At 71.3% G+C, this 18620-nt stretch carries 18 protein-coding genes; 9 read left to right on the top strand and 9 right to left on the bottom strand.

Features of this window, described 5'->3' with window-relative positions:
* Positions 1-20 precede the first annotated feature (20 nt).
* Positions 21-1574, bottom strand: a complete 1554-nt coding sequence (gene purF / locus TTY48_RS12665) for an amidophosphoribosyltransferase (RefSeq protein WP_220657832.1) — start codon at positions 1572-1574, stop codon at positions 21-23.
* Positions 1575-1663: 89 nt separating this feature from the next.
* Here purF and TTY48_RS12660 point away from each other — a divergent pair, with 89 nt between their 5' ends.
* Positions 1664-2044: a sterol carrier family protein gene (locus tag TTY48_RS12660; RefSeq protein WP_220657831.1), complete on the top strand. Its 381-nt coding sequence runs from the start codon at positions 1664-1666 to the stop codon at positions 2042-2044.
* On the opposite strand, the gene TTY48_RS12655 is transcribed toward TTY48_RS12660, so the two are convergent.
* Positions 2041-2745 (bottom strand): hypothetical protein, encoded by a 705-nt coding sequence (locus TTY48_RS12655; protein ID WP_220657830.1) that lies wholly within the window; start codon positions 2743-2745, stop codon positions 2041-2043. The genes TTY48_RS12660 and TTY48_RS12655 overlap by 4 nt on opposite strands.
* Positions 2746-2864: 119 nt before the next feature.
* The gene (locus TTY48_RS12650) at positions 2865-3581 is read right to left on the bottom strand and encodes a hypothetical protein (protein WP_220657829.1); all 717 of its coding nucleotides are present in this window, start codon (positions 3579-3581) and stop codon (positions 2865-2867) included.
* Positions 3582-3748: 167 nt separating this feature from the next.
* Between TTY48_RS12650 and TTY48_RS12645 the strand changes: the two genes are divergently transcribed.
* Positions 3749-5257 (top strand): glutamate-cysteine ligase family protein, encoded by a 1509-nt coding sequence (locus TTY48_RS12645; protein WP_220657828.1) that lies wholly within the window; start codon positions 3749-3751, stop codon positions 5255-5257.
* A 6-nt stretch (positions 5258-5263) separates the two neighbouring features.
* Here TTY48_RS12645 and TTY48_RS12640 read toward each other — a convergent pair whose 3' ends face one another.
* Positions 5264-6607, bottom strand: coding sequence for a TIGR01777 family oxidoreductase (locus tag TTY48_RS12640; RefSeq protein WP_220657827.1), 1344 nt, complete (start codon positions 6605-6607; stop codon positions 5264-5266).
* A gap of 96 nt (positions 6608-6703) precedes the next feature.
* Here TTY48_RS12640 and TTY48_RS12635 point away from each other — a divergent pair, with 96 nt between their 5' ends.
* From TTY48_RS12635 to TTY48_RS12610, 6 genes are all read left to right on the top strand, one after another.
* Positions 6704-7966 carry an NAD(P)/FAD-dependent oxidoreductase gene (locus TTY48_RS12635; RefSeq protein ID WP_220657826.1) on the top strand — a complete coding sequence of 421 codons (1263 nt, stop codon included), beginning with the start codon at positions 6704-6706 and terminating at the stop codon, positions 7964-7966.
* The gene (locus TTY48_RS12630; protein ID WP_220657825.1) at positions 7963-8739 is read left to right on the top strand and encodes a DUF1365 domain-containing protein; all 777 of its coding nucleotides are present in this window, start codon (positions 7963-7965) and stop codon (positions 8737-8739) included. Before TTY48_RS12635 ends, TTY48_RS12630 begins: the two co-directional genes overlap by 4 nt.
* Positions 8736-10022 (top strand): class I SAM-dependent methyltransferase, encoded by a 1287-nt coding sequence (locus TTY48_RS12625; protein WP_220657824.1) that lies wholly within the window; start codon positions 8736-8738, stop codon positions 10020-10022. Before TTY48_RS12630 ends, TTY48_RS12625 begins: the two co-directional genes overlap by 4 nt.
* Positions 10019-10813, top strand: coding sequence for a DUF1295 domain-containing protein (locus tag TTY48_RS12620; protein ID WP_220657823.1), 795 nt, complete (start codon positions 10019-10021; stop codon positions 10811-10813). The genes TTY48_RS12625 and TTY48_RS12620 overlap by 4 nt, the downstream gene beginning before the upstream one ends.
* A gap of 92 nt (positions 10814-10905) precedes the next feature.
* A complete protein-coding gene (sigK, locus tag TTY48_RS12615) occupies positions 10906-11475 on the top strand; it encodes an ECF RNA polymerase sigma factor SigK (RefSeq protein WP_220657822.1) in 570 nt (189 codons plus the stop codon).
* On the top strand, positions 11472-12233 hold the full coding sequence (locus TTY48_RS12610; protein ID WP_220657821.1) for an anti-sigma factor: 762 nt from the start codon (positions 11472-11474) through the stop codon (positions 12231-12233). The genes sigK and TTY48_RS12610 overlap by 4 nt, the downstream gene beginning before the upstream one ends.
* A gap of 16 nt (positions 12234-12249) precedes the next feature.
* On the opposite strand, the gene TTY48_RS12605 is transcribed toward TTY48_RS12610, so the two are convergent.
* Positions 12250-13083: an SAM-dependent methyltransferase gene (locus tag TTY48_RS12605; protein ID WP_220657820.1), complete on the bottom strand. Its 834-nt coding sequence runs from the start codon at positions 13081-13083 to the stop codon at positions 12250-12252.
* Between the two features lie 50 nt (positions 13084-13133).
* Between TTY48_RS12605 and TTY48_RS12600 the strand changes: the two genes are divergently transcribed.
* On the top strand, positions 13134-14465 hold the full coding sequence (locus TTY48_RS12600) for a sensor domain-containing diguanylate cyclase (RefSeq protein WP_220657819.1): 1332 nt from the start codon (positions 13134-13136) through the stop codon (positions 14463-14465).
* On the opposite strand, the gene TTY48_RS12595 is transcribed toward TTY48_RS12600, so the two are convergent.
* Genes TTY48_RS12595 through TTY48_RS12580 form a run of 4 tightly spaced genes read right to left on the bottom strand, consistent with a single transcriptional unit; the run spans position 14435 to position 18615 of the window.
* Positions 14435-15802, bottom strand: coding sequence for an amino acid permease (locus TTY48_RS12595; protein ID WP_220657818.1), 1368 nt, complete (start codon positions 15800-15802; stop codon positions 14435-14437). The genes TTY48_RS12600 and TTY48_RS12595 overlap by 31 nt on opposite strands.
* Complete coding sequence (locus tag TTY48_RS12590; protein WP_220657817.1) at positions 15799-17025, bottom strand: kynureninase; 1227 nt, start codon at positions 17023-17025, stop codon at positions 15799-15801. Before TTY48_RS12590 ends, TTY48_RS12595 begins: the two co-directional genes overlap by 4 nt.
* Entirely contained in the window at positions 17022-17828 is an 807-nt protein-coding gene (locus TTY48_RS12585; protein ID WP_220657816.1) for a hypothetical protein, read from the bottom strand. Before TTY48_RS12585 ends, TTY48_RS12590 begins: the two co-directional genes overlap by 4 nt.
* Complete coding sequence (locus TTY48_RS12580) at positions 17821-18615, bottom strand: tryptophan 2,3-dioxygenase family protein (RefSeq protein WP_220658569.1); 795 nt, start codon at positions 18613-18615, stop codon at positions 17821-17823. The genes TTY48_RS12585 and TTY48_RS12580 overlap by 8 nt, the downstream gene beginning before the upstream one ends.
* Between the last annotated feature and the right edge of the window lie 5 nt (positions 18616-18620).

Raw genomic sequence — 18620 nt, 5'->3', positions numbered from 1 at the left:
GCCCCCCAGCCCCCGCCGGATTACGGCCGCCGCAGCGCCGAGGCGTTGTCGTTCTCCGCGCGCAGCGGGTCACCGTCGGGCGAGCCCGACTTGAGCATGTTCTCCAGCACGGCCTTGCCCATCGACGTGGACTCGGGCAGAGCGATGGGGTACTCGCCGTCGAAGCAGGCGCGGCACATCTGGCTGCCCTCGTGTTCGGTGGCGGCGGTCATCTCGTCCAGCGAGATGTAGCCCAGACTGTCGGCGCCGATCGCGGCCCGCACCGATTCGACCATGGCCTCCATGGAGTCGGCGCCGCCGCCGTTGGCGATCAGCTCGGCCGGGGAGGCGAAGTCGATGCCGTAGAAGCACGGCCACTTCACCGGCGACGAGGCGATGCGCACGTGGATCTCGGCGGCGCCGGCCTCGCGGAGCATCCGGATCAGGGCGCGCTGGGTGTTGCCGCGGACGATCGAATCGTCCACCACCACAAGGCGCTTGCCGCGGATCACCTCGCGCAGCGGGTTCAGCTTGAGCCGGATGCCGAGTTGGCGGATGGTCTGGCTGGGCTGGATGAAGGTGCGGCCCACGTACGCGTTCTTCATCAGGCCCTGGCCGTAGGGGATGCCCGATTCCTGGGCGTAGCCGACAGCGGCGGGGGTACCCGACTCGGGCACCGGGATCACCAGATCACCCTCGGCGGGGTGCTCGCGGGCCAGGCGGCGACCGATGTCGACGCGGGTCGAGTGCACCGAGCGGCCGTGGATCACCGAGTCGGGGCGGGCCAGGTAGACGTACTCGAAGATGCAGGTCTTCGGGGTGGGCTCGGCGAACTTGGTGGACCGCACACCGTCCTCGTCGATGGCCAGCAGCTCGCCCGGCTCGATGTCGCGCACGAACGAGGCGCCCACGATGTCGAAGGCCGCGGTCTCGGAGGCCACCACCCAGCCGCGGTCGAGGCGGCCGAGCGAGAGCGGGCGCACGCCGTGCGGGTCGCGCGCCGCGTACAGCGTGTGCTCGTCCATGAAGGTGAGGCAGAAGGCGCCCTTGAGCGTGGGCAGCAGCTCCATCGCGGCCTGTTCCAGCGTGCGGTCCGCGGCGGCGTGCGCGAGCAGGGCGCCCACCACATCGGAGTCCGAGGAGGCGGCGTTGCCGGGGTTGCGTCCGGAGATGCCCAGGTCGGCGGCGCGCTGGGCGAGCTCGGCGGTGTTCACGAGGTTGCCGTTGTGCCCGAGCGCCACGCCGTTGCCGGCGTTGGTGGTGCGGAAGATCGGCTGGCTGTTCTCCCACGTGGTGGAGCCGGTGGTGGAGTAGCGGCAGTGGCCGATGGCCACGTGGCCGGGCATCGAGCTCAGCGTCTGCTCGTCGAAGACCTGGCTCACCAGGCCGAGATCCTTGAAGACCAGCACCTGCTGGCCGTCGCCCACCGCGATGCCGGCGGCCTCCTGGCCGCGGTGCTGCAGGGCGTAGAGGCCGTAGTAGGAGAGTTTGGCGACGTCCTCGCCGGTGGCCCAGACGCCGAAGACTCCGCATTCCTCGCGGGGCTCCTGCTCGTCCTGGTCCTGCTCGACGACGGTAAGCGGAAGCTGCTGCACGGCGACTCCTGAGGCTGGCTGGGGCGGGCCGCTTCCGATTCTACGGGTGCGAAGGCCCCCGAATCGAATCGACGAGTAGGTTTTGCGCCATGGGGAACAAGATCGACCCCGCGCAGACGCGGGCGGCGGTGCTGGCGGTGCGGGATTGGATCGAGAACGACGATGCGCCGCAGCCGCCGCGGGCCGCGGTCGCGGCGGCCGTGCGGAGCACCGCGCGCACCCTCGCGCAGGACGCGCCGGGCGGTTCGGTGGAGGTCCGGGTGCCGCCCTTCGTCGCGGTGCAGTGCATCGACGGTCCGCGGCACACCCGCGGCACGCCCCCGAACGTGGTCGAGTGCGTGCCGCGGGTCTGGCTCCGGCTGGCCACCGGCCTGCTCGATTTCGACGATGCCACCGAGGCGGCGTCGGTGCAGGCCAGCGGCCTGCGGGCGGGTGAGGTGGCCCACCTGCTGCCGCTGCTGCGGCTCTAGCGCGCGGCGTTCACCTTGTTCACCGCGGCGGTGAGGGCCTTGGCGACGTCGCCGCGGTCGGCGACCGGGTTGGCGCCCGCGCCGGCGCCGGTGATCAGCACGGCGTAGCCGCGGGCGGTCGTACCGGCGAGCAGCTGCTCCTGCTTGATCGGCTTGGTCTTGCCGTCCACGGTCACGGTGCCGGTGGACTTCGCGAGCACGGCCTTGCTGCCGGCGGGGGCGCCGGGCAGCGTCACGGGCGACGACGAGACGTCCATGACCAGCTTGTCCTTGGTGCCGGCGATGTCGTTCATCTCCACCCGGACGTTGTCACAGCCGGGCGGATTGGCCAGCGCCTTGTTGATGTCGCCGCCCTCGGAGAGCACCTCGGAGATCGCGGACTTCTTGGCCTCGTTGACGCCCACCACGATCGGCTGGTTGCCGGCGCGCTCGAAGGCGCCCCGGTCGACCACGGGCGCGCACTGCGCGGGCGTGACCTTGGCCTTGGTGAGGCCGTCTCCCACATCGCGCAGGATGCTGGCGAGCTCCTTCGAGGACACCGGCTTCACCTCGTACCCGGCCGGGAATTCGGCCTGGGTGAGCAGCAGCTGGGCGGCCGGGGTGGTGGGCTTGCCGGGGGCCGGTGCGGCCTGGGCGATGCCCGCCGGGGCGGCGAGCGCCAGAGCGGCGACGACGACGGCGGTCCGTCGGAGTGCGTGCATGGGGGTTCCCTCCGGGTGGGTGTGAAAGCTGTGAGCGACGTTAAGAAATCTAACACCCGAAATGCACCACCACGAAGGACCCCGATACCGATCCGGCATCGGGGTCCCGTGCTCCCACGTCAGCGGGCGTCGCGGACCTTCGCGGTGGCCTTGGTGAGCGCCTGGGCGAATCCGGCGCGGTCCAGGCGCCCGCCCTGCGAGCCGGACGCGGTGACCACCACCGTGTAGCCGCGCACCTGCGCCACGCCCTCGAGCTGGTTCACGTTCACCTTGCGCTCACGGCCGGGCTTTCCATCCTTGCCCGCCACGACCACGGTGCCGGTGCCCTGGGTCGAGATCACGGTCGCGCCGGCCGGCTGGCCGGGCACCTGGGTGAGCGACAGCTTGATGTTGATGACCGCCTTGGCGGGGAGCTGCGCGGTGGGTTCGAGCTCGACCTTGACGTCGCTGCAGTTCTGCAGCGTGGTGCGGCTGAGCGCGGCCTGCTCGGTGGAGAGCACCTCCACCAGACCGGTCGACATCTGCTCGTTGAAGGCGCTGATCATGGGCAGGTTGGTGGCCTTGTCCTGCAGCGCGGGCGTCACCTTGGGCGCGCACTCGGCGGGCGTCACCTTCACACGGCTGGCGAACTGGCTCAGCGGTGCCACGATGTCGAGCTTCTCGGCCACGGAGAAGGGCATGATCTCGTAGCCGGCGGGGAATTCGCCCTCCCCGAGCAGCAGCTGCTCGACGGGCGTCGTCGGCTTGTCGCCCGGCGCGGCCTGGGCCACGGCGAGGGGAGCGATCAGGGCGGCGACGGCCGTGCCCGCGGCGAGGGTGGTACGCAGAGAACGCACGAGAACTCCTGAATTTCGTTGCACCGACTCATGAATTGCGTCAGCGCGAATGGTCATCCGCCTGCACTGTAAACCAGCGCTTGCAATTGCGAATAGGTGTCGGCCGGATCACCATTTCTCGCCCGGTTCTCCCCCGGCGGGCCCACGGGTTCTGTCAGGCTTCGGGCATGGGAGCCGATGTCGACGCCAGGGTGTTCACGCGCGAGGACCGGATGCGGTTCCGCCGGCAGGTGCAGCGCGGGACCGATGCGATCGCCCGCATGCTGACCGAGGGCCTGTTCACGGACGACGGTGCGCCCCCGGAGCCGCTGCTCGGCATGGAGGTGGAGCTCAATCTGGTCGACGACGGCATGGAGCCGGCGATGGCCAATGCGGAGGCGCTCGACGCCATTGCCGATCCCGATTTCCAGACCGAATTGGGTCAGTTCAATATCGAGATCAATGTGGCGCCGCGCCCCTTCGTCGATCAGCACACGATCAGCCTCGAGGATTCACTGCGCGCGTCGTTGAATCGCGCCGATGAACGGGCCCGCGCCTCCGGTTCGCATCTGGTGATGATCGGCATGCTGCCCACGCTCGGCGAGGAGCATTTCGCGAAGCAGTGGTTCTCGGCGAACCCGCGCTACGACCTGCTCAACGAACAGGTCTTCGCGGCCCGCGGCGAGGACATCGAGATCGATATCGAGGGCGCGCCGATGCCGGGGGCGATCGTGGGCGAGCGCCTCGACATCACCTCGGACACGATCCTTCCCGAGGCGGCGTGCACCTCGCTGCAGCTGCACCTGCGGGTGGCGCCGGAGGATTTCGCCGCCCATTGGAACGCGGCGCAGGCGATCGCGGGCGTGCAGGTGGCGATCGCGGCCAACTCGCCCTTCCTGGCGGGGAAGGCGCTGTGGCACGAGTCGCGGATCCCGTTGTTCGAGCAGGCCACCGACACCCGGCCGATCGAGTTGCGCAATCAGGGGGTGCGGCCGCGGGTGTGGTTCGGGGAGCGGTGGATCACCTCCACCTTCGACCTGTTCGAGGAGAACACCCGCTACTTCCCGGCGCTGCTCCCGGTATGCACCGATGTCGACCCGCTGGAGGTGGTCGACCGGGGCGAGGCGCCCGAGCTGCCGGAGCTGCGGATGCACAACGGCACCGTGTACCGGTGGAACCGCCCGGTGTACGACGTGGTCGACGGCCATGCGCACCTGCGGGTGGAGAACCGGGTGCTCCCCGCGGGTCCCACGGTGGTGGACACGATGGCGAACGCCGCCTTCTACTACGGGATGGTGCGTGCGCTGGTCGAGGCCGACCGCCCGATCTGGACGCAGATGAGCTTCGACGCCGCCACCGAGAACCTGCACTCCGGGGCCCGCGACGGCTTCGATGCGGGCCTGTACTGGCCGAACGTGGGGTGGATCCGTCCCGACGAGCTGGTCTTGCGCCGCCTACTGCCGCTGGTCGACGAGGGCCTCAAGGCCTACGGGGTGGGCTCGCGGTCGCGGGATCGGTACCTCACGCTGCTGGAGGGACGGTGCGTGCAGCGGCAGACCGGATCGTCCTGGCAGCGGGCCGCCGTCGCCGCCCGCGAGGCCGCGGGCGAGACCCGCGAACGCGCCCTGCGCGGCATGCTCGCCGATTACGTCGAGCTGATGCACGAGGGGGAGCCGGTGCACACCTGGGCGGTGTGACGGTCCTCAGCCCAGCAGGTGCCGCAGCGCGCCGCCGAGGTCCGGGGTGCGGAACGGATGGCCGCGGTCCTCGAGGACGGCGGGCCGCACCCGCTGGCTGGCGAGCGCGAGGTCCTGTGCGCCCTCGCGGCCGAGGAGCAGCGCGGGACCGAAGGAGGGCACGGGGAACAGGGTGGGCCGGTGCAGCACGTGGCCCAGTTCCCGGGTGTAGTCGGCGTTGCGCACAACGGACGGGGCGACGGCGTTGACCGGGCCGGAAAGCGTGGTGTCCCACAGGCTTCGGTGGTAGATGTCGACGAGGTCGTCGATCCCGATCCAGGGCTGCCACTGCTCGCCGCTGCCGAGACGTCCGCCGAGGCCGGCCCGGAACAGGGGCAGTTGCAGTTTGAGGATGCCGCCCTGCGGTGATTGGACGATGCCGGTGCGCACCGAGACCACCCGGGTACCGTCTCCGGCGCCCTCGCGGGCGGCGTCTTCCCAGCGGCGCACCACGTCGGAGAGGAAGTCGGCGGTGGCGGGCGGCGCGGATTCCTCGGTGAGCACCTCGTCGCCCCGGTCCCGGCCGTAGACGCCGACGGCGGAGGCGCTCACGAAGGTCCGCACGCCCGCTGCGGTGGCGGCGCGGGCCAGCAGCCGCGTGGGTTCGATGCGGCTGTCGGCGATGGCCTCCTTGTGCTCTCGGGTGAACCGGCCGGCGATCCCGGCGCCCGCGAGATGGATCACGGCGTCGACGCCGTCGAGCGCCGCCGGGTCGGGGGCCTCCGGGTTCCAGGTGCGCTCGGAATCCGCGCCGGGCTCCCCGCGCACCAGCCTGATCACCCGGTGTCCACCGGTGCTCAGAAACGCCGTGAGCGCCGTGCCGACGAGTCCGGACGCGCCGGTCACCGCCACCGTCGACGGGCCCAGTCCCGCCTCCGCGGCCCGACGGTGCGCGGCGAGGTCGGCCGCCAACTGCCGGTACCGGTACTCGATGACCTCCGAGAGGAGTTGCTCGGGCACCGGCGTCCGTACGTCGTCGCTCACCCGGGTGTGCTGCGGGTCCACGGGTTCGAAGTCGTGGATGTGCCGCCACGGGAACAGCCCGGCGGGCAGCGAGCGGGCGCCGTCCACCGCCACCTCGTCGACGAATCGGCGGCCGGGCACGTACGCGCTCGGATCATGCTTGGCGAACCACTGCAGGCCGCCCGGCAGGTCGATCACGGTGACTCCGTCCGCGAGCGAGGAGGCCTGCGAGTCCAGCCGCATCGGCACCCAGGGCGCCATCAGTCGGGTGAACGCCCCGGGCCGGGAGAACCACGCGAAGACCTCGTCGACGGGTGATTCGATGACTGCTGATCTCCGGATGCCCATGCTCCTCACGGTAGCCCCGCCGGGGGTGCGCGGCCATGCCGGAAATCTCACGCCATCGCGCCCCATCCGCACGGGCGTCGGCTCCGAATACGGGGCATGAGAACGGAGAACAGGCGGCTGGCGGTGGTCGGCAGCGGCGTGGCCGGGCTGGTCGCGGCGCACGTCCTGAGCAGGACCGCGGCGGTCACCCTGTACGAGCGCGATCATCGGCTGGGGGGCCACGCCCACACCCATCAGGTGGATCTCGGGGTGGGTCACCCGGTGTCCGTCGATTCGGGTTTCATCGTGCACAACGACACCACCTACCCCGTGCTGTGCGGCCTGTTCGACGAGCTCGGTGTGGCCACGCGCGACACCGAGATGTCGATGTCGATCCGCGACGATGCGCACGGCGTGGAGTTCGCGGGCGGCAAGGGCCTGCGCGGTCTACTGCCCACCGCCCGGCACCTCACGGACCCCCAGCACCTGCGCCTGCTCGCGGAGGTGCCGCGTTTCCACCGTGCCGCGCGCCGGCACCTGGACGAGGGCGGGGAGGATCTCCCCCTCGCCGAGTTCGTGCGCCGCGAGCAACTCAGTGATCGTGTGGTGCAGCACTTCCTGCTGCCCCTGGTGGCCGCGGTGTGGTCCTGCCCGCCCGGCCGGGTCGGCGAGTACCCGGCGCGCTACCTGTTCCGGTTCCTCGCCAATCACGGGATGCTGTCGGTGGGGAGATCGTTGCAGTGGCGCACCGTGGTCGGTGGTTCGGCGCAGTACGTCGAGAAGATCGCGGCCGGGATCGCGGATGTGCGCACGGGTGCCGGGGTGCGCAGCCTGCGCCGGGAGGCCTCGGGGGTGCGGATCCTGGACGACACCGGCCGCACCGAGCAGTTCGACGGTGCGGTGGTCGCCGTGCACCCGCACCAGGCGCTCGCCCTGCTGGGCGATCCGACTCCCGCGCAGCGCGCGCTCCTGAGCGCGATCGAGTACTCCCCGAATCCCGGTCTGCTGCACACGGACACCTCACTGCTGCCGCGCCACGAGAACGCCCGCGGCTCCTGGAACTACCTGGCGACCGGCGACGCGGGGCGGGTCTCGGTGACCTACGACCTCACCCGCCTGATGGGCCTGCCCACGGGCGGCGACCGCGCGCTGGTGACGCTCGGGGGCGACGAACTGGTCGATCCGTCCCGGGTGATCGCGGAATTGGACTACGAACACCCCGCGTTCACCACCGCATCGGTGGCCGCGGCGCAGCGCCTCCCGGAGCTGTCCGATGGGGTCCTCGCCTTCGCCGGGGCCTACCACGGGTGGGGCTTCCACGAGGACGGCGCGGCCTCGGGCCTGCGGGCGGCGGAACGGCTCACCGGAGCGAGATCATGAGGGCGGCCCTGTACGACACCGAGATCGGGCACGCTCGGCGCTCGCCGGTCCGGCACTCCTTCCGGCACCGGAGCGCCAGCTGGTTCATCGACGTCGACGCGCCACCGGACCTTCCGCGCTGGCTGCGGCCGCTCGCGACCTTCCGCGCCCGGGACCATCTCTCCCCGGTGCGCAGCGGCGCGGACACCCTGCGCGCGCGGGTCGAGCAGACCCTGCACGCGCACGGCGTCGCTCCCCCGGGCGGCAGCATCACCGCCCTGCTCAACGCGCGGTGCCTCGGCTACGTCTTCGATCCCCTCACCGTGTTCTGGTGTCACGACCGCGCGGGTTCGGTGCGGGCGGTGATCGCGGAGGTGCACAACACCTACGGCGGCCGGCACGCCTACGTCCTCGATGCCGGCGCCGAATCGGGCGCCGTGGTGGACAAGGAATTCTACGTCTCACCGTTCAACCCGGTGGAGGGCCGCTACCGGCTGCGGATGCCCGAGCCGGGTGCGCGGCTGGCGATCGACGTGGTGCTCGAACGTCCGGATCAGGCGCCCTTCGTCGCCACGTGGCGCGGCACCCGCAGACCCGCCACCGCGCGCGGCGTGCTCGCCTCCCAGCTGCGCGCGCCCCTGGCCCCGCTGGTGGTCTCGGCCCTGATCCGGGTGCACGGCATCCGCCTCTGGGCGGCCGGCCTCCCCCTCGTGCCCCGCGACCGCGCCCGGCCCACCGCCCGCACCACCACCGTCCCCGTCCCCGTCCCCGTCGAACAGGAAGCGAACCCGTGACCGCTGAACTCGAGGCCCGACGCACCGACCGTCCCCACCCGACCGTGCCCGCCCCCACCGGCGCGCGCGCCGCACTGCTCGGCCGCGGCGCGCGAATCCTGTTGACCCACGCCTGTGCACGCTGCGGTGTGTCGCTGTCGAGCACCGGAGACCCGGCACCGGCCGGGCCGGCCATCGTGCTGCACGATCCGGATGCGGTGGCCCGCCGGATCGGGACCTCCCGGCTGATCGGATTCGGCGAGGCCTATGTCGCCGGCGAGTGGGACTCCCCCGACCTGGCCGGGACGCTCACCGCGCTCGCGGGGCGCATGCCCCGCCTCGTTCCCCGCTGGCTGCAGGCACTGCGTCCACTCGCCGCGGTGCGGCGGCCGCGCACCGAGCTCGGTACGCCCGATCACGTGCAGGACAACGTGTCCCACCACTACGACCTGTCGAACGAACTGTTCGCGCGTTTCCTCGACGAGACGCTCACCTACTCCAGTGCGCTGTTCTCCGCCGCGGAACTCCCCGACGGCGCGCCCGGTGTCACCCGCGCTCCCGCGGTGGCGGAGGTCCCGCGGTCCGCCCTGCCTGACGCGCAGGCCGCGAAGATCGACCGGCTCCTCGACGCTGCGGGCGTCGGTCCCGGCACCCGGGTCCTGGAGGTGGGTACCGGCTGGGGCGAGCTCTGCCTGCGGGCGGCCCGCCGCGGCGCCGAGGTGCGCTCGGTGACCCTCTCGGTCGAGCAGCGCGATCTGGCGATGCAGCGGGTGGCCGAGGCCGGCCTGTCGCACGCGGTCCGAATCGACCTGCTCGACTACCGGGACGTCTTCGGCGAGTACGACGCCGTGGTCTCGGTCGAGATGATCGAGGCGGTCGGCGCCGCGCACTGGGACGAGTACTTCGCCGCGTTGGCTCGATTGCTCGCTCCCGGTGGACGGATCGCTGTGCAGGCGATCACCATGCCGCACGATCGCATGCTGGCCACCCTGCGCACGTACACCTGGATCCAGAAGTACGTCTTCCCCGGCGGCATGCTGCCCTCCACCGAGGCGATCTCCGCCGCCGCGGGGCGCGCGGGCCTCACCGTGCAGGCCCGGCACCGGTTCGGTGCGCACTACGCCGAGACCCTGCGGCTGTGGCGCGAACGCTTCCTCGACGATCCCGATTCACTGCCGCCGCCCGCGGATTCCACCGCCTTCCAACGCCTCTGGGAGTTCTACCTGGCGTACAGCGAGGCGGGCTTCCGTTCCGGGTACCTGGACGTGCAGCAGGTCGTGCTCGGTGCGCAGGTGCGGCGATGAACGGCTTCCTCCTCGTGACCGCGGCCTCCCTGGTGGTGCTGGCGGCGGTGCAGGCGATCACCTTCGCGGTGGGCCGGACCATCGGCAGGTACAACGTGGTCGATGTGGCCTGGGGCGCGGGGATCGTGGCGGTCGCGTGGATCGCTCTGCTCCTCGGCGACGGTGACCGCACCCGCGGCTGGATCATCACCGCGATCGTCACGGTGTGGGGCCTGCGCCTGTCCTGGCACATGTGGGTCAAATCCGCGGGCAAGGGCGAGGATCCGCGTTACACGGACATGCTGGACCGTGCCGGTGGCGGCGGCACCGGCACGGTGATCCGCAAGATCTTCGTGGTCCAGGGCGCCGCGCAGTGGTTCATCTCGCTGCCCGTGCAGGTGTCCGCGGTGAGTGGCCCCACGAGCGGAGCCGCGCTCATCGTGGCGGCCGCCGGGCTCGCTGCAGCGCTGACCGGCATCGGCTTCGAGGCCGTGGGCGATCACCAGTTGCGGGCCTTCAAGGCCGATCCCGCGCACCGCGGGATGATCATGGACCGCGGCCTGTGGGCGTGGACCCGGCATCCCAACTACTTCGGCGACGCCTGCACCTGGTGGGGCATCTGGTTGATCGCCGCGAGCGCCTGGCCGGGCGTGCTCACCGTGGCCTCGCCCGCGCTGATGACCTACTTCCTCGTCCACGCCACCGGCGCCCGCCTGCTCGAGCGGTTCATGAGTGCGCGCCCCGGCTGGGACGAGTACGCCGCCCGCACGTCCTTCTTCGTTCCGCGACCACCCCGCCGTGTGCGCCACTGATCCGGCCGCGGTGCGGTTCCCGGTTCCGTACCGTCCGGGTGCTGCCGCCGCCCGGGCCCGGTACCCTTCGGTGCAACGAAGGAGGGGCATCGATGGCCCGTGCTCGATCCGATGCGGATGCGCTGCTGCCCCGCGTGGCCGGCGGCGACGTCGGCGCCTTCCGCGATCTCTACGACCGGACCGCGCACCTGGTCTTCGGGACCGCCGTCCGGGTGATCGGAGATCGCGGCTACGGCGAGGAGATCACCCAGGAGGTGTACCTGGAGGCCTGGCACAAGGCGTCGGATTTCGATCCGGACCGCGGCTCCGCGCAGGCCTGGCTGGTGACCATCGCGCACCGTCGGGCCGTGGACCGGGTGCGGGCCGAACGCGCCCGCGGCGACCGGGAGAACACCTTCGCCACCGACGCCTACCAGCGCCCGCACGACACGGTCTCCGAGGCCGCGGAGCGCAACGAGGACGCGACGGCGGTGGTCGACTGCCTCGACACCCTCAGTTCCCCGCAACGCGATGCGTTGACGCTCGCGTACTACGGCGGGCACACCTACCGCGAGGTGGCCGAGCAGTTGGACGCTCCCTTGCCCACCATCAAGACCCGCATCCGCGACGGCATCGCCCGACTGCGACGGTGCCTCGGCCCGCTGGCGGGTGATCCGACGTGAACGCCACCCCGCCCCTTCCCCCGGACGAATTGCTGGACCTCGCCGAGCCCTACGCCCTCTACGCCTTGGAGGCGGACGAGATCCGCCGCGTGGAGGCCTCCCTCGATGCGACCGAGGCCGACACCCGCAGGCATTTCGACGGCCGGGTCCGCGACGTCCGCGAGACCATGGCCGCGCAGGCCGAGACCTTCGCGGAGCAGCCCGCCCCGGGCACCTTCGACCGCATTCTCGGCGGTCTCGTCGGCGAGTCCGGCGCCACACCGCTGCGTGCCCCGTCCACACCGGCGCGCGGCGCTCGCTCGCGGCGCCGGATGCAGGCGCTGGCCGCGGCGGCCATGGTGATCGTCGCCGTCGCCGTCGGCGTGCTCGTCGGCCGCGGCATCGGCACCGATTCCGCCCCGGGCGCACCGGACTCGAGTGCGGTGCTCGCCGCGCCGGACGCGCGGACCACTCAGGCGCGGGTCGGGAACGCCACGATCTCGCTGGTGTACTCGCGGGAGAAGAACGCGGGTGTGGTGCTCATGAACGACGTCCCGCCTCCGAAGGACGGCACCGTCTACCAGATGTGGCTGATGGATCCGGGCGGCGGCGCACGCTCGCGCGGCACGATGACGCAGCAGGACGTCCGGCCCACCACGACGGCTGCGGTGCCGGGGCTCGACGGTGCCACCACGTTCGGCATCTCGATCGAGGCGCCCGGCGGCGCGACGACACCGTCCGACCAGATCGTGGCGACGTTGGACATCGCCGGATCCTGACCGCGTCGGACCGGGGCTAGGGCACCCGGCTCACGCACACGTAGCCGTGGCCGCACCGCAGCTGCTCCGGCGACGGCGGCAGTTCCGGCCGCCACAGCGGGTGCCGGACGAAGCCCGGCTCCACCGGCTCGGTGCCCGCCAACAGGTCCCGTCCCTGCTGCGGCGTGTACGTGTACAGCCGGTCCGCCGTCGCCGCGTACTGCTCGCGCACCCAGTCGATCTCGCTGGCCACCTCGGCATCGGTGAAATCCTCGGTGATCACCAGGATCGCGACGTGACTCCCCGGGGCGAGCACCCGCAGGTAGCGCTGGATCATCTCCTGCGCCTCGTCCGGGGGAATGAACAGCAGTACTCCCACCAGGATCAGCCCCACGGGCCGCGAGAGGTCGAGTAGCCCCTGCGTGGTGGGATGTGCCAGTACGGATTCCGGATCACGAAGGTCGAGATTGATGACGGCCGCCGCCTCGTGGCCCTCCAGCAGGTACTGCGCGGTCTGGAAGGTGACGAGCTCCTTCTCGACGTACACCACGCGGGCGCCGGGATGGATGCCGCGCGCCACGTCGTGCACGTTGCCGCCGGTGGGGATCCCGGAGCCCAGGTCGAGGAACTGATCGATACCGGCGTTCGCCATGAGCTGCACCACGCGACGCACGTAGGAACGGTTCAGCCGGGCACCGATCGCCCAGTGCGGCGCGCGGCGCTCGATCTCGCGTCCCACGGCACGGTCGGCGATGGAGTAGCTGGTGCCGCCGAGGAAGTAGTCGTACAACCGGGCCGCGGTGGGGCGTTCGACGCCGAACATCCGCGGTCCGTACGGCGATCGGTCGGTGATCGGCTCGGGCTCTGTCATGATGAAGGCAAGTTAACCCACGGCGTCCGCGTGCGCCAGGAGGAGCCGGGATGTCGGAGTCTGTGCCACCGCTCAGCGGCCTGGTGCGGCGCGAGCGCATCGCCGAACACCTCGCGGACGAGTTCATCAGCGCCGTGGTCGATCACGTGTACCTGCCGATCGCCGCGTCGGCGTACCGGGCCGCTCTCACGGAGGGATTCGAGCGGGTGCTCGACGCGGTGGAGGCGGAGGAGTTCGTCCCCGATGCGGGGCGCGAACTCGGCGAGCTGTTGGTGTCCCTGCAGGTCACCAAGCCGGTGGGCGCCACGGCATGTGCACGGATCGTCGCAGCCATCCCCGATGTGCTCTCGCCCGAGCCCTCGGACCGGTCGCGGCGCCGCGCGGCGCTGCTCATCGCGGAATTCACCGGCGGCTACACCGCGGCGCTCACGGACAAGATCTTCGAGGGGCAGGCCCTGGTCTACGGGGCCGCGGAGCTCGCCCGCCGGTCGGCTGAGGAGGGCGCGCGCCAGGCGCAGGCCAGGACCCGAATCATGTTCGAGCACGCCCGCTCCCCCGTCTTCATCGCCGACGAGGACGGCCGGGTCCTGGAGGCGAGCCCGATGATGGCGACGATGATGGAGTCGAATCGCGCGCTGCTCGGTCCGGAGGGCGACGATGTGCGCCGCCTCCTCGCCGACGATCCCCGGGAGGTGGCGCACACGCTGGAGGAATTGGCCGCACTCGACGACGAGTCGGTGACGCGCTTCCTGGAGCACCGCACCCTGGTGAGCGGTGGCGACATCAGCGTCGGCCGGTGGGCGCTGAGTCGGGTGCGCTCCCACGACGACCGTCCCGCACTCATCGTGGGAGTGGGCCACGACGTCACCGAGCTGCGAGTGATGCACGCGCGGCTCGATCATCTGGCCCATCACGATCCGCTCACCGGGATCCCGAACCGGCGAAGCCTGGAGTCCGCCGTCGCCAAGGCCACCCGCACCGGTCCGGTGGGGTTCTGCCTGATCGACCTGGACGGTTTCAAGGCCATCAACGACAGGCTGGGGCACGCCACGGGCGATCAGCTCCTCATCGCCGCCACGCAGCGGCTGCAGGCGGCGCTCGCCGGGAAGGGCGCGCTCTACCGGGTGGGCGGCGACGAGTTCGCGGTCCTGGTGCTCTCACCGTTCGAGCCGCGCGACGCTGTCGGCGTGGTGCAGCGCGCCCTCGCGCGGCCACTGGAGGTGCAGGTGCCGGGTCCACGCGGCGACGACATCACGGTGCCGGTGCGCGTGGGCGCCAGTATCGGCATCACGACCTCCGCGCCGCAGCGCAGCACCGTCGAATCCCTCATCGCGGCGGCCGATCCCGGGCTCTACCGCTCCAAGGACGCGCGCCGCTCCTGATCGCCGGCCGCCGGGCGGCGGGCCATCACGGTGCCGATCGCGAACAGCACCAGCACGAGCACGGTGGTGCTGATGAACTGTCCGCGGGTCGCCTCCACCGTGAGCCCGAGCAGCAGGATCGCGAGCACCCCGATCAGCGTCGCGTACGACAGGTAGGGGAACAGCCACATCTTCAGCGGCAGCGGCGTTCCGTCCCGGTCGGCGCGGCGGCGCAGCACGATCTCCGAGGCGATGGTGGCCAGCCAGGTCACGATCAGGGTGCTGCCCACGAGGCTGAGCAGGTTGTCCAGGACCGCCGACCCCCAGAAGTAGGTGGCGGGCACGGCGAGGAAGCCGGGGATCACGGTGCAGATCACGCCGATCACCGGCACGGCGCGCCCGTCGAGGCGGCTCACGCTCCGGGGCGCCATGCCGCGTTCACTGAGCGAGAAGATCATCCGCGAGGCGCCGTAGAGGTTCGCGTTGAGCGAGGACAGCAGGGCCACCACGATGACGGCGCCCAGCATGGACGCCACGGCGGGCATCCCGGCCGCGTTGAGCACGGCGGTGAACGGGCCCTCCGCGACGGCGGGATCGTTCCACGGCAGCGCGATCACGATCACCGTCACGGTGCCCACGTAGAAGATCAGGATGCGCCAGACGATGGCGCGGATCGCTCGGGTCACACTGCGTTCCGGGTCGGCGGTCTCGGCGGCAGCGACGGCCACCAATTCGATGCCGCCGAAGGCGAAGGCCACCAGCAGCAGCGCCGCGATCACGCCCTGCCAGCCGGTGGGCATGAGCTCGGCCAGGTTCTCCAGGCCGGGCGACGGTGCGCTGGTCCAGCCGAGCAGGAAGGCGGTGCCCAGGATCAGGAAGAGCACGACGAAGGCGATCTTGATGAGCGAGAACCAGAATTCGAACTCGCCGAACTTACCGACGCCGGCCAGGTTGATCACGGTGAAGGTCACCATGAACACCAGCGCCCACACCCACGGCGGTGGGCCGCCGATCAGGCCGTGCAGGATGGCGGCCGCCGCGACCGCCTCGGCGGCCACCACCAGCGCCTCCTGCACCCACCACAGCCAACCCACGGCGAATCCGGCGCCGGGCCCCAGAGCGCGACCGGCGTAGTGGGAGAAGGCACCCGGGTTGGGATCGGCGGCCACCATCTCCCCGAGCATCCGCATCGTGAGCACCACGATGGTGCCGGCGATGAGGTAGGCGACGAGCACGGCGGGGCCGGCCGCGGCGACGGCTTTACCGGAGCCCACGAACAGGCCGGCACCGATGGCGGCGCCGAGGCTCATCATCACGAGGTGGCGCGGGCGCATGCCCTTGTGCAGACCGGATGTCATCGGAGTTCCTCCCGGATGGCGATGACGGCGTCGAGGGCCTCACCGTAGCTGGTGGACAGGGGCGAGAGGCCCAGGCGGATGCCGTCCGGGTTGCGGAAGTCGGGCACGATGTCCCGCTCCCACAGCCGGGCGGTCACCGCGCGGAAACCGGGATGCGCCACGGTCACGTGCCCGCCGCGGCGTTCGTCGTCGCGGGGAGACACCACGCGCACACCGAGATCGGCGAGCAGCGCGTCCGCGGCCTCGATCACGAAGCGGCCGAGGGTGATCGACTTCGCCCGGATCGCGGCGATGCCCACCTCCTCGATCAGGCCGAGCGCGGCCGTGAGCGGCACCATCGCGAGGATCGGGGGTGTGCCGGAGAGGAATCGGCGCATGCCCTCGGCGGGCCGGTAGCCCTGCGCCATACCGAAGGCGTCGGCATGCCCCATCCAGCCCTGGATGGGCTGGGTCAGCGCGGCCTGGTGCCGCGCGGCCACGTAACCGAAGGCGGGAGCGCCGGGTCCGCCGCAGAGGAACTTGTAGGTGCAGCCCACCGCGAGATCCACATCGGCGGCATCGAGGCGCACGTCGAGGACCCCGGCCGAGTGGCACAGGTCCCACAGCACCAGCGCGCCGTGCTCGTGCGCGAGGGCGGTCAGGCCCTCCAGATCCGCGATGTAGCCGGACTTGTAGGAGACGTGGCTCAGTAGCACCACGGCGACATCGGATCCCAGGACGGCGGCCAGATCATCCGCCGTGACACCCGCGGCGGGGTCCGGGTCGATCCAGCGCAGTTCGACACCCGTCTCGGCGGCGACGCCCTCGGCGAGATACCGATCGGTGGGGAAGTTCTCCCGGTCCAGCACCACCACGCGACGGTCCGCGGGGGCCGCGGCGATCGCGGCGCGCAGCAGCTTGTACAGGATCACCGAGGTCGAATCGGCCACCATGGTCTGGCCGGCGGCGGCACCGAGGACCGCTGCAGCGAGCCGGTCCCCGAGCGTCAGCGGGAGATCGAACCAGCCGTCATCCCAGCTGCGGATGAGCCCGGTCCCCCACTCGCCCGGCACGAACCGGGCGAGCGCATCGGCGGCGGCGCGCACGGGGCGGCCGAGCGAATTGCCGTCGAGATAGGCGCGGATCTCACCGTCGAACTCGCCGCGGCAGTGTGCCAGTGGATCGTGTGCATCGAGGTCGGCCGCGCGGGCGCGCAGCGCCGCCGCGGGGTCGGCGTCGGTCATCGGGCCTCCTGGGGGTCGCGGAACACGGGTAGGGCTTCGAGTGCGGCGCGCAGGCCCGGCGGCGCCGCCGTCGCGGAGACGGCGCGGCGGATGTCGTCGCGTCCGAGTCCCGCTTCGGCCAACAGGTCGAGCTCGCGCCGGTTGACGCCGGGCGGCAACGGCCCGTTGCCGAGGTCGGTGCCGTAGAGCACCTGCGCGCCCGCCTCGGCGAGAACCCGGAGATTACTGATCGCCGCCGCGGATTCCGCTGTGCGGGTGCCCCATCCGTGGATGTCCAGGGTACTGATCACGTACGGGAAGGCCTGTGCGAGCGCGGTGTCGAGAGCCTCGTCGAAGGGGGTGTGGGCGAGCACGTCCACACCCGCGTCCGCCGCGGTCCCCACGGTGCCGCCCTCGCAGTGGGCCACCACCTCGCGGCCCGCGGCATGCGCGGCGGCGACGATCGCGGTCAGCACCGCGGGCCCGGGCACCGGCCCGGCGGCGGCGTTGAGCGCCACCTTGATCACGGCGCTGCCGGATGCCATCTGTTCCGCGACGGCCTCCGCACCGTCGGCGGCGGAGCGCACCTCGCGCCAGCTCCCCGGCGCGGCCCATGCGCGGTCGCTCGGGTATCCGCCCGGGACCGTGAGGAACCGGCCCGCGTACACCCGGTCGGGGCGCCGCGGACCGTCCGGCCCACCGAGGTCGACGGCGGCGGCGACACCGGCGAGGTCGGCACCGCCGAGCAGCATCTCGTGGATGTGGAAGTCCACGATCGGCAGGTCCAACCAGTCGGGCGCGCAGGCGGTCTCGCCGTCAGGCATCCCGGACCTCGGTGCGCACCGCGTACAGCTCCGGGAAGAAGGTGAGATCGAGTGCCTTCTTGAGGAATCCGACGCCGGACGATCCGCCGGTGCCGTGTTTGAAGCCGATGGTGCGCTGCACGGTACGCAGGTGCCGGAACCGCCAGAACTGGAAGTTGTCCTCCAGATCCACGAGCTCCTCCAGCGCCTCGTAGACGTCCCAGTTCTCCTCGACGTTCTCGTAGACATCACGGAGCACCGTGACCAGGTCCGCGTTGAACTCCCAGGGTTGGGAGACGTCACGATCCAGGATCTCCTGCGGGATGGGCATTCCGCGCCGCGCGAGGTAGCGCAGGAACTCGTCGTACACACTGGGTTCCACCAGCAGCTCCGAGAGCAACGCGTGCCCCTCCGGATCGGCCTCGTGGATCGCGAGCATGCCCTCGTGCTTGTTGCCGAGCAGGAACTCCACGGCACGGTAGTTCACCGATTGGAAGCCCGAGGAATTCGCGAGAGCCCCACGGAACTGGGCGTATTCGGTGGGGGTGAGTGTCGCCAGCACCGACCACTGCTGAGTCAGGGTCTCCTGGATGTGCTTGACCCGCGCCAGCCGCTTCATCGCGACGTCCAGCCGGTCCTGTTTGAGCTGTTCGGTGACATCGCGCAGCTCGTGCACGGTCAGGTGCAGCCACAGCTCCGAGGTCTGGTGCTGGATGATGAACAGCAGCTCGTCGTGATGCGGCGGATCGCTGCGCGGGTGCTGCGCGGAGAACAGCGTGTCCAGGTCGAGGTACGAGCCGTAGCTCATCCGAT

Origin of the sequence: Tsukamurella sp. TY48, assembly GCF_019656655.1 — a bacterium.
GTDB classification, from domain to species: domain Bacteria; phylum Actinomycetota; class Actinomycetes; order Mycobacteriales; family Mycobacteriaceae; genus Tsukamurella; species Tsukamurella strandjordii.
This window is presented reverse-complemented; position numbering and strand designations above follow the sequence as displayed.

What these genes read in the sequence shown, in the direction of transcription:
- TTY48_RS12660 (WP_220657831.1), top strand. Translation starts at nt 1,664, where the DNA reads ATGGGGAACAAGATCGACCCCGCGCAGACGCGGGCGGCGGTGCTGGCG.
- TTY48_RS12655 (WP_220657830.1), bottom strand. Translation starts at nt 2,745, where the DNA reads ATGCACGCACTCCGACGGACCGCCGTCGTCGTCGCCGCTCTGGCGCTC.
- TTY48_RS12645 (WP_220657828.1), top strand. Translation starts at nt 3,749, where the DNA reads ATGGGAGCCGATGTCGACGCCAGGGTGTTCACGCGCGAGGACCGGATG.
- TTY48_RS12640 (WP_220657827.1), bottom strand. Translation starts at nt 6,607, where the DNA reads ATGGGCATCCGGAGATCAGCAGTCATCGAATCACCCGTCGACGAGGTC.
- TTY48_RS12635 (WP_220657826.1), top strand. Translation starts at nt 6,704, where the DNA reads ATGAGAACGGAGAACAGGCGGCTGGCGGTGGTCGGCAGCGGCGTGGCC.
- TTY48_RS12630 (WP_220657825.1), top strand. Translation starts at nt 7,963, where the DNA reads ATGAGGGCGGCCCTGTACGACACCGAGATCGGGCACGCTCGGCGCTCG.
- TTY48_RS12620 (WP_220657823.1), top strand. Translation starts at nt 10,019, where the DNA reads ATGAACGGCTTCCTCCTCGTGACCGCGGCCTCCCTGGTGGTGCTGGCG.
- sigK (WP_220657822.1), top strand. Translation starts at nt 10,906, where the DNA reads ATGGCCCGTGCTCGATCCGATGCGGATGCGCTGCTGCCCCGCGTGGCC.
- TTY48_RS12605 (WP_220657820.1), bottom strand. Translation starts at nt 13,083, where the DNA reads ATGACAGAGCCCGAGCCGATCACCGACCGATCGCCGTACGGACCGCGG.
- TTY48_RS12600 (WP_220657819.1), top strand. Translation starts at nt 13,134, where the DNA reads ATGTCGGAGTCTGTGCCACCGCTCAGCGGCCTGGTGCGGCGCGAGCGC.
- TTY48_RS12595 (WP_220657818.1), bottom strand. Translation starts at nt 15,802, where the DNA reads ATGACATCCGGTCTGCACAAGGGCATGCGCCCGCGCCACCTCGTGATG.
- TTY48_RS12590 (WP_220657817.1), bottom strand. Translation starts at nt 17,025, where the DNA reads ATGACCGACGCCGACCCCGCGGCGGCGCTGCGCGCCCGCGCGGCCGAC.
- TTY48_RS12585 (WP_220657816.1), bottom strand. Translation starts at nt 17,828, where the DNA reads ATGCCTGACGGCGAGACCGCCTGCGCGCCCGACTGGTTGGACCTGCCG.
- TTY48_RS12580 (WP_220658569.1), bottom strand. Translation starts at nt 18,615, where the DNA reads ATGAGCTACGGCTCGTACCTCGACCTGGACACGCTGTTCTCCGCGCAG.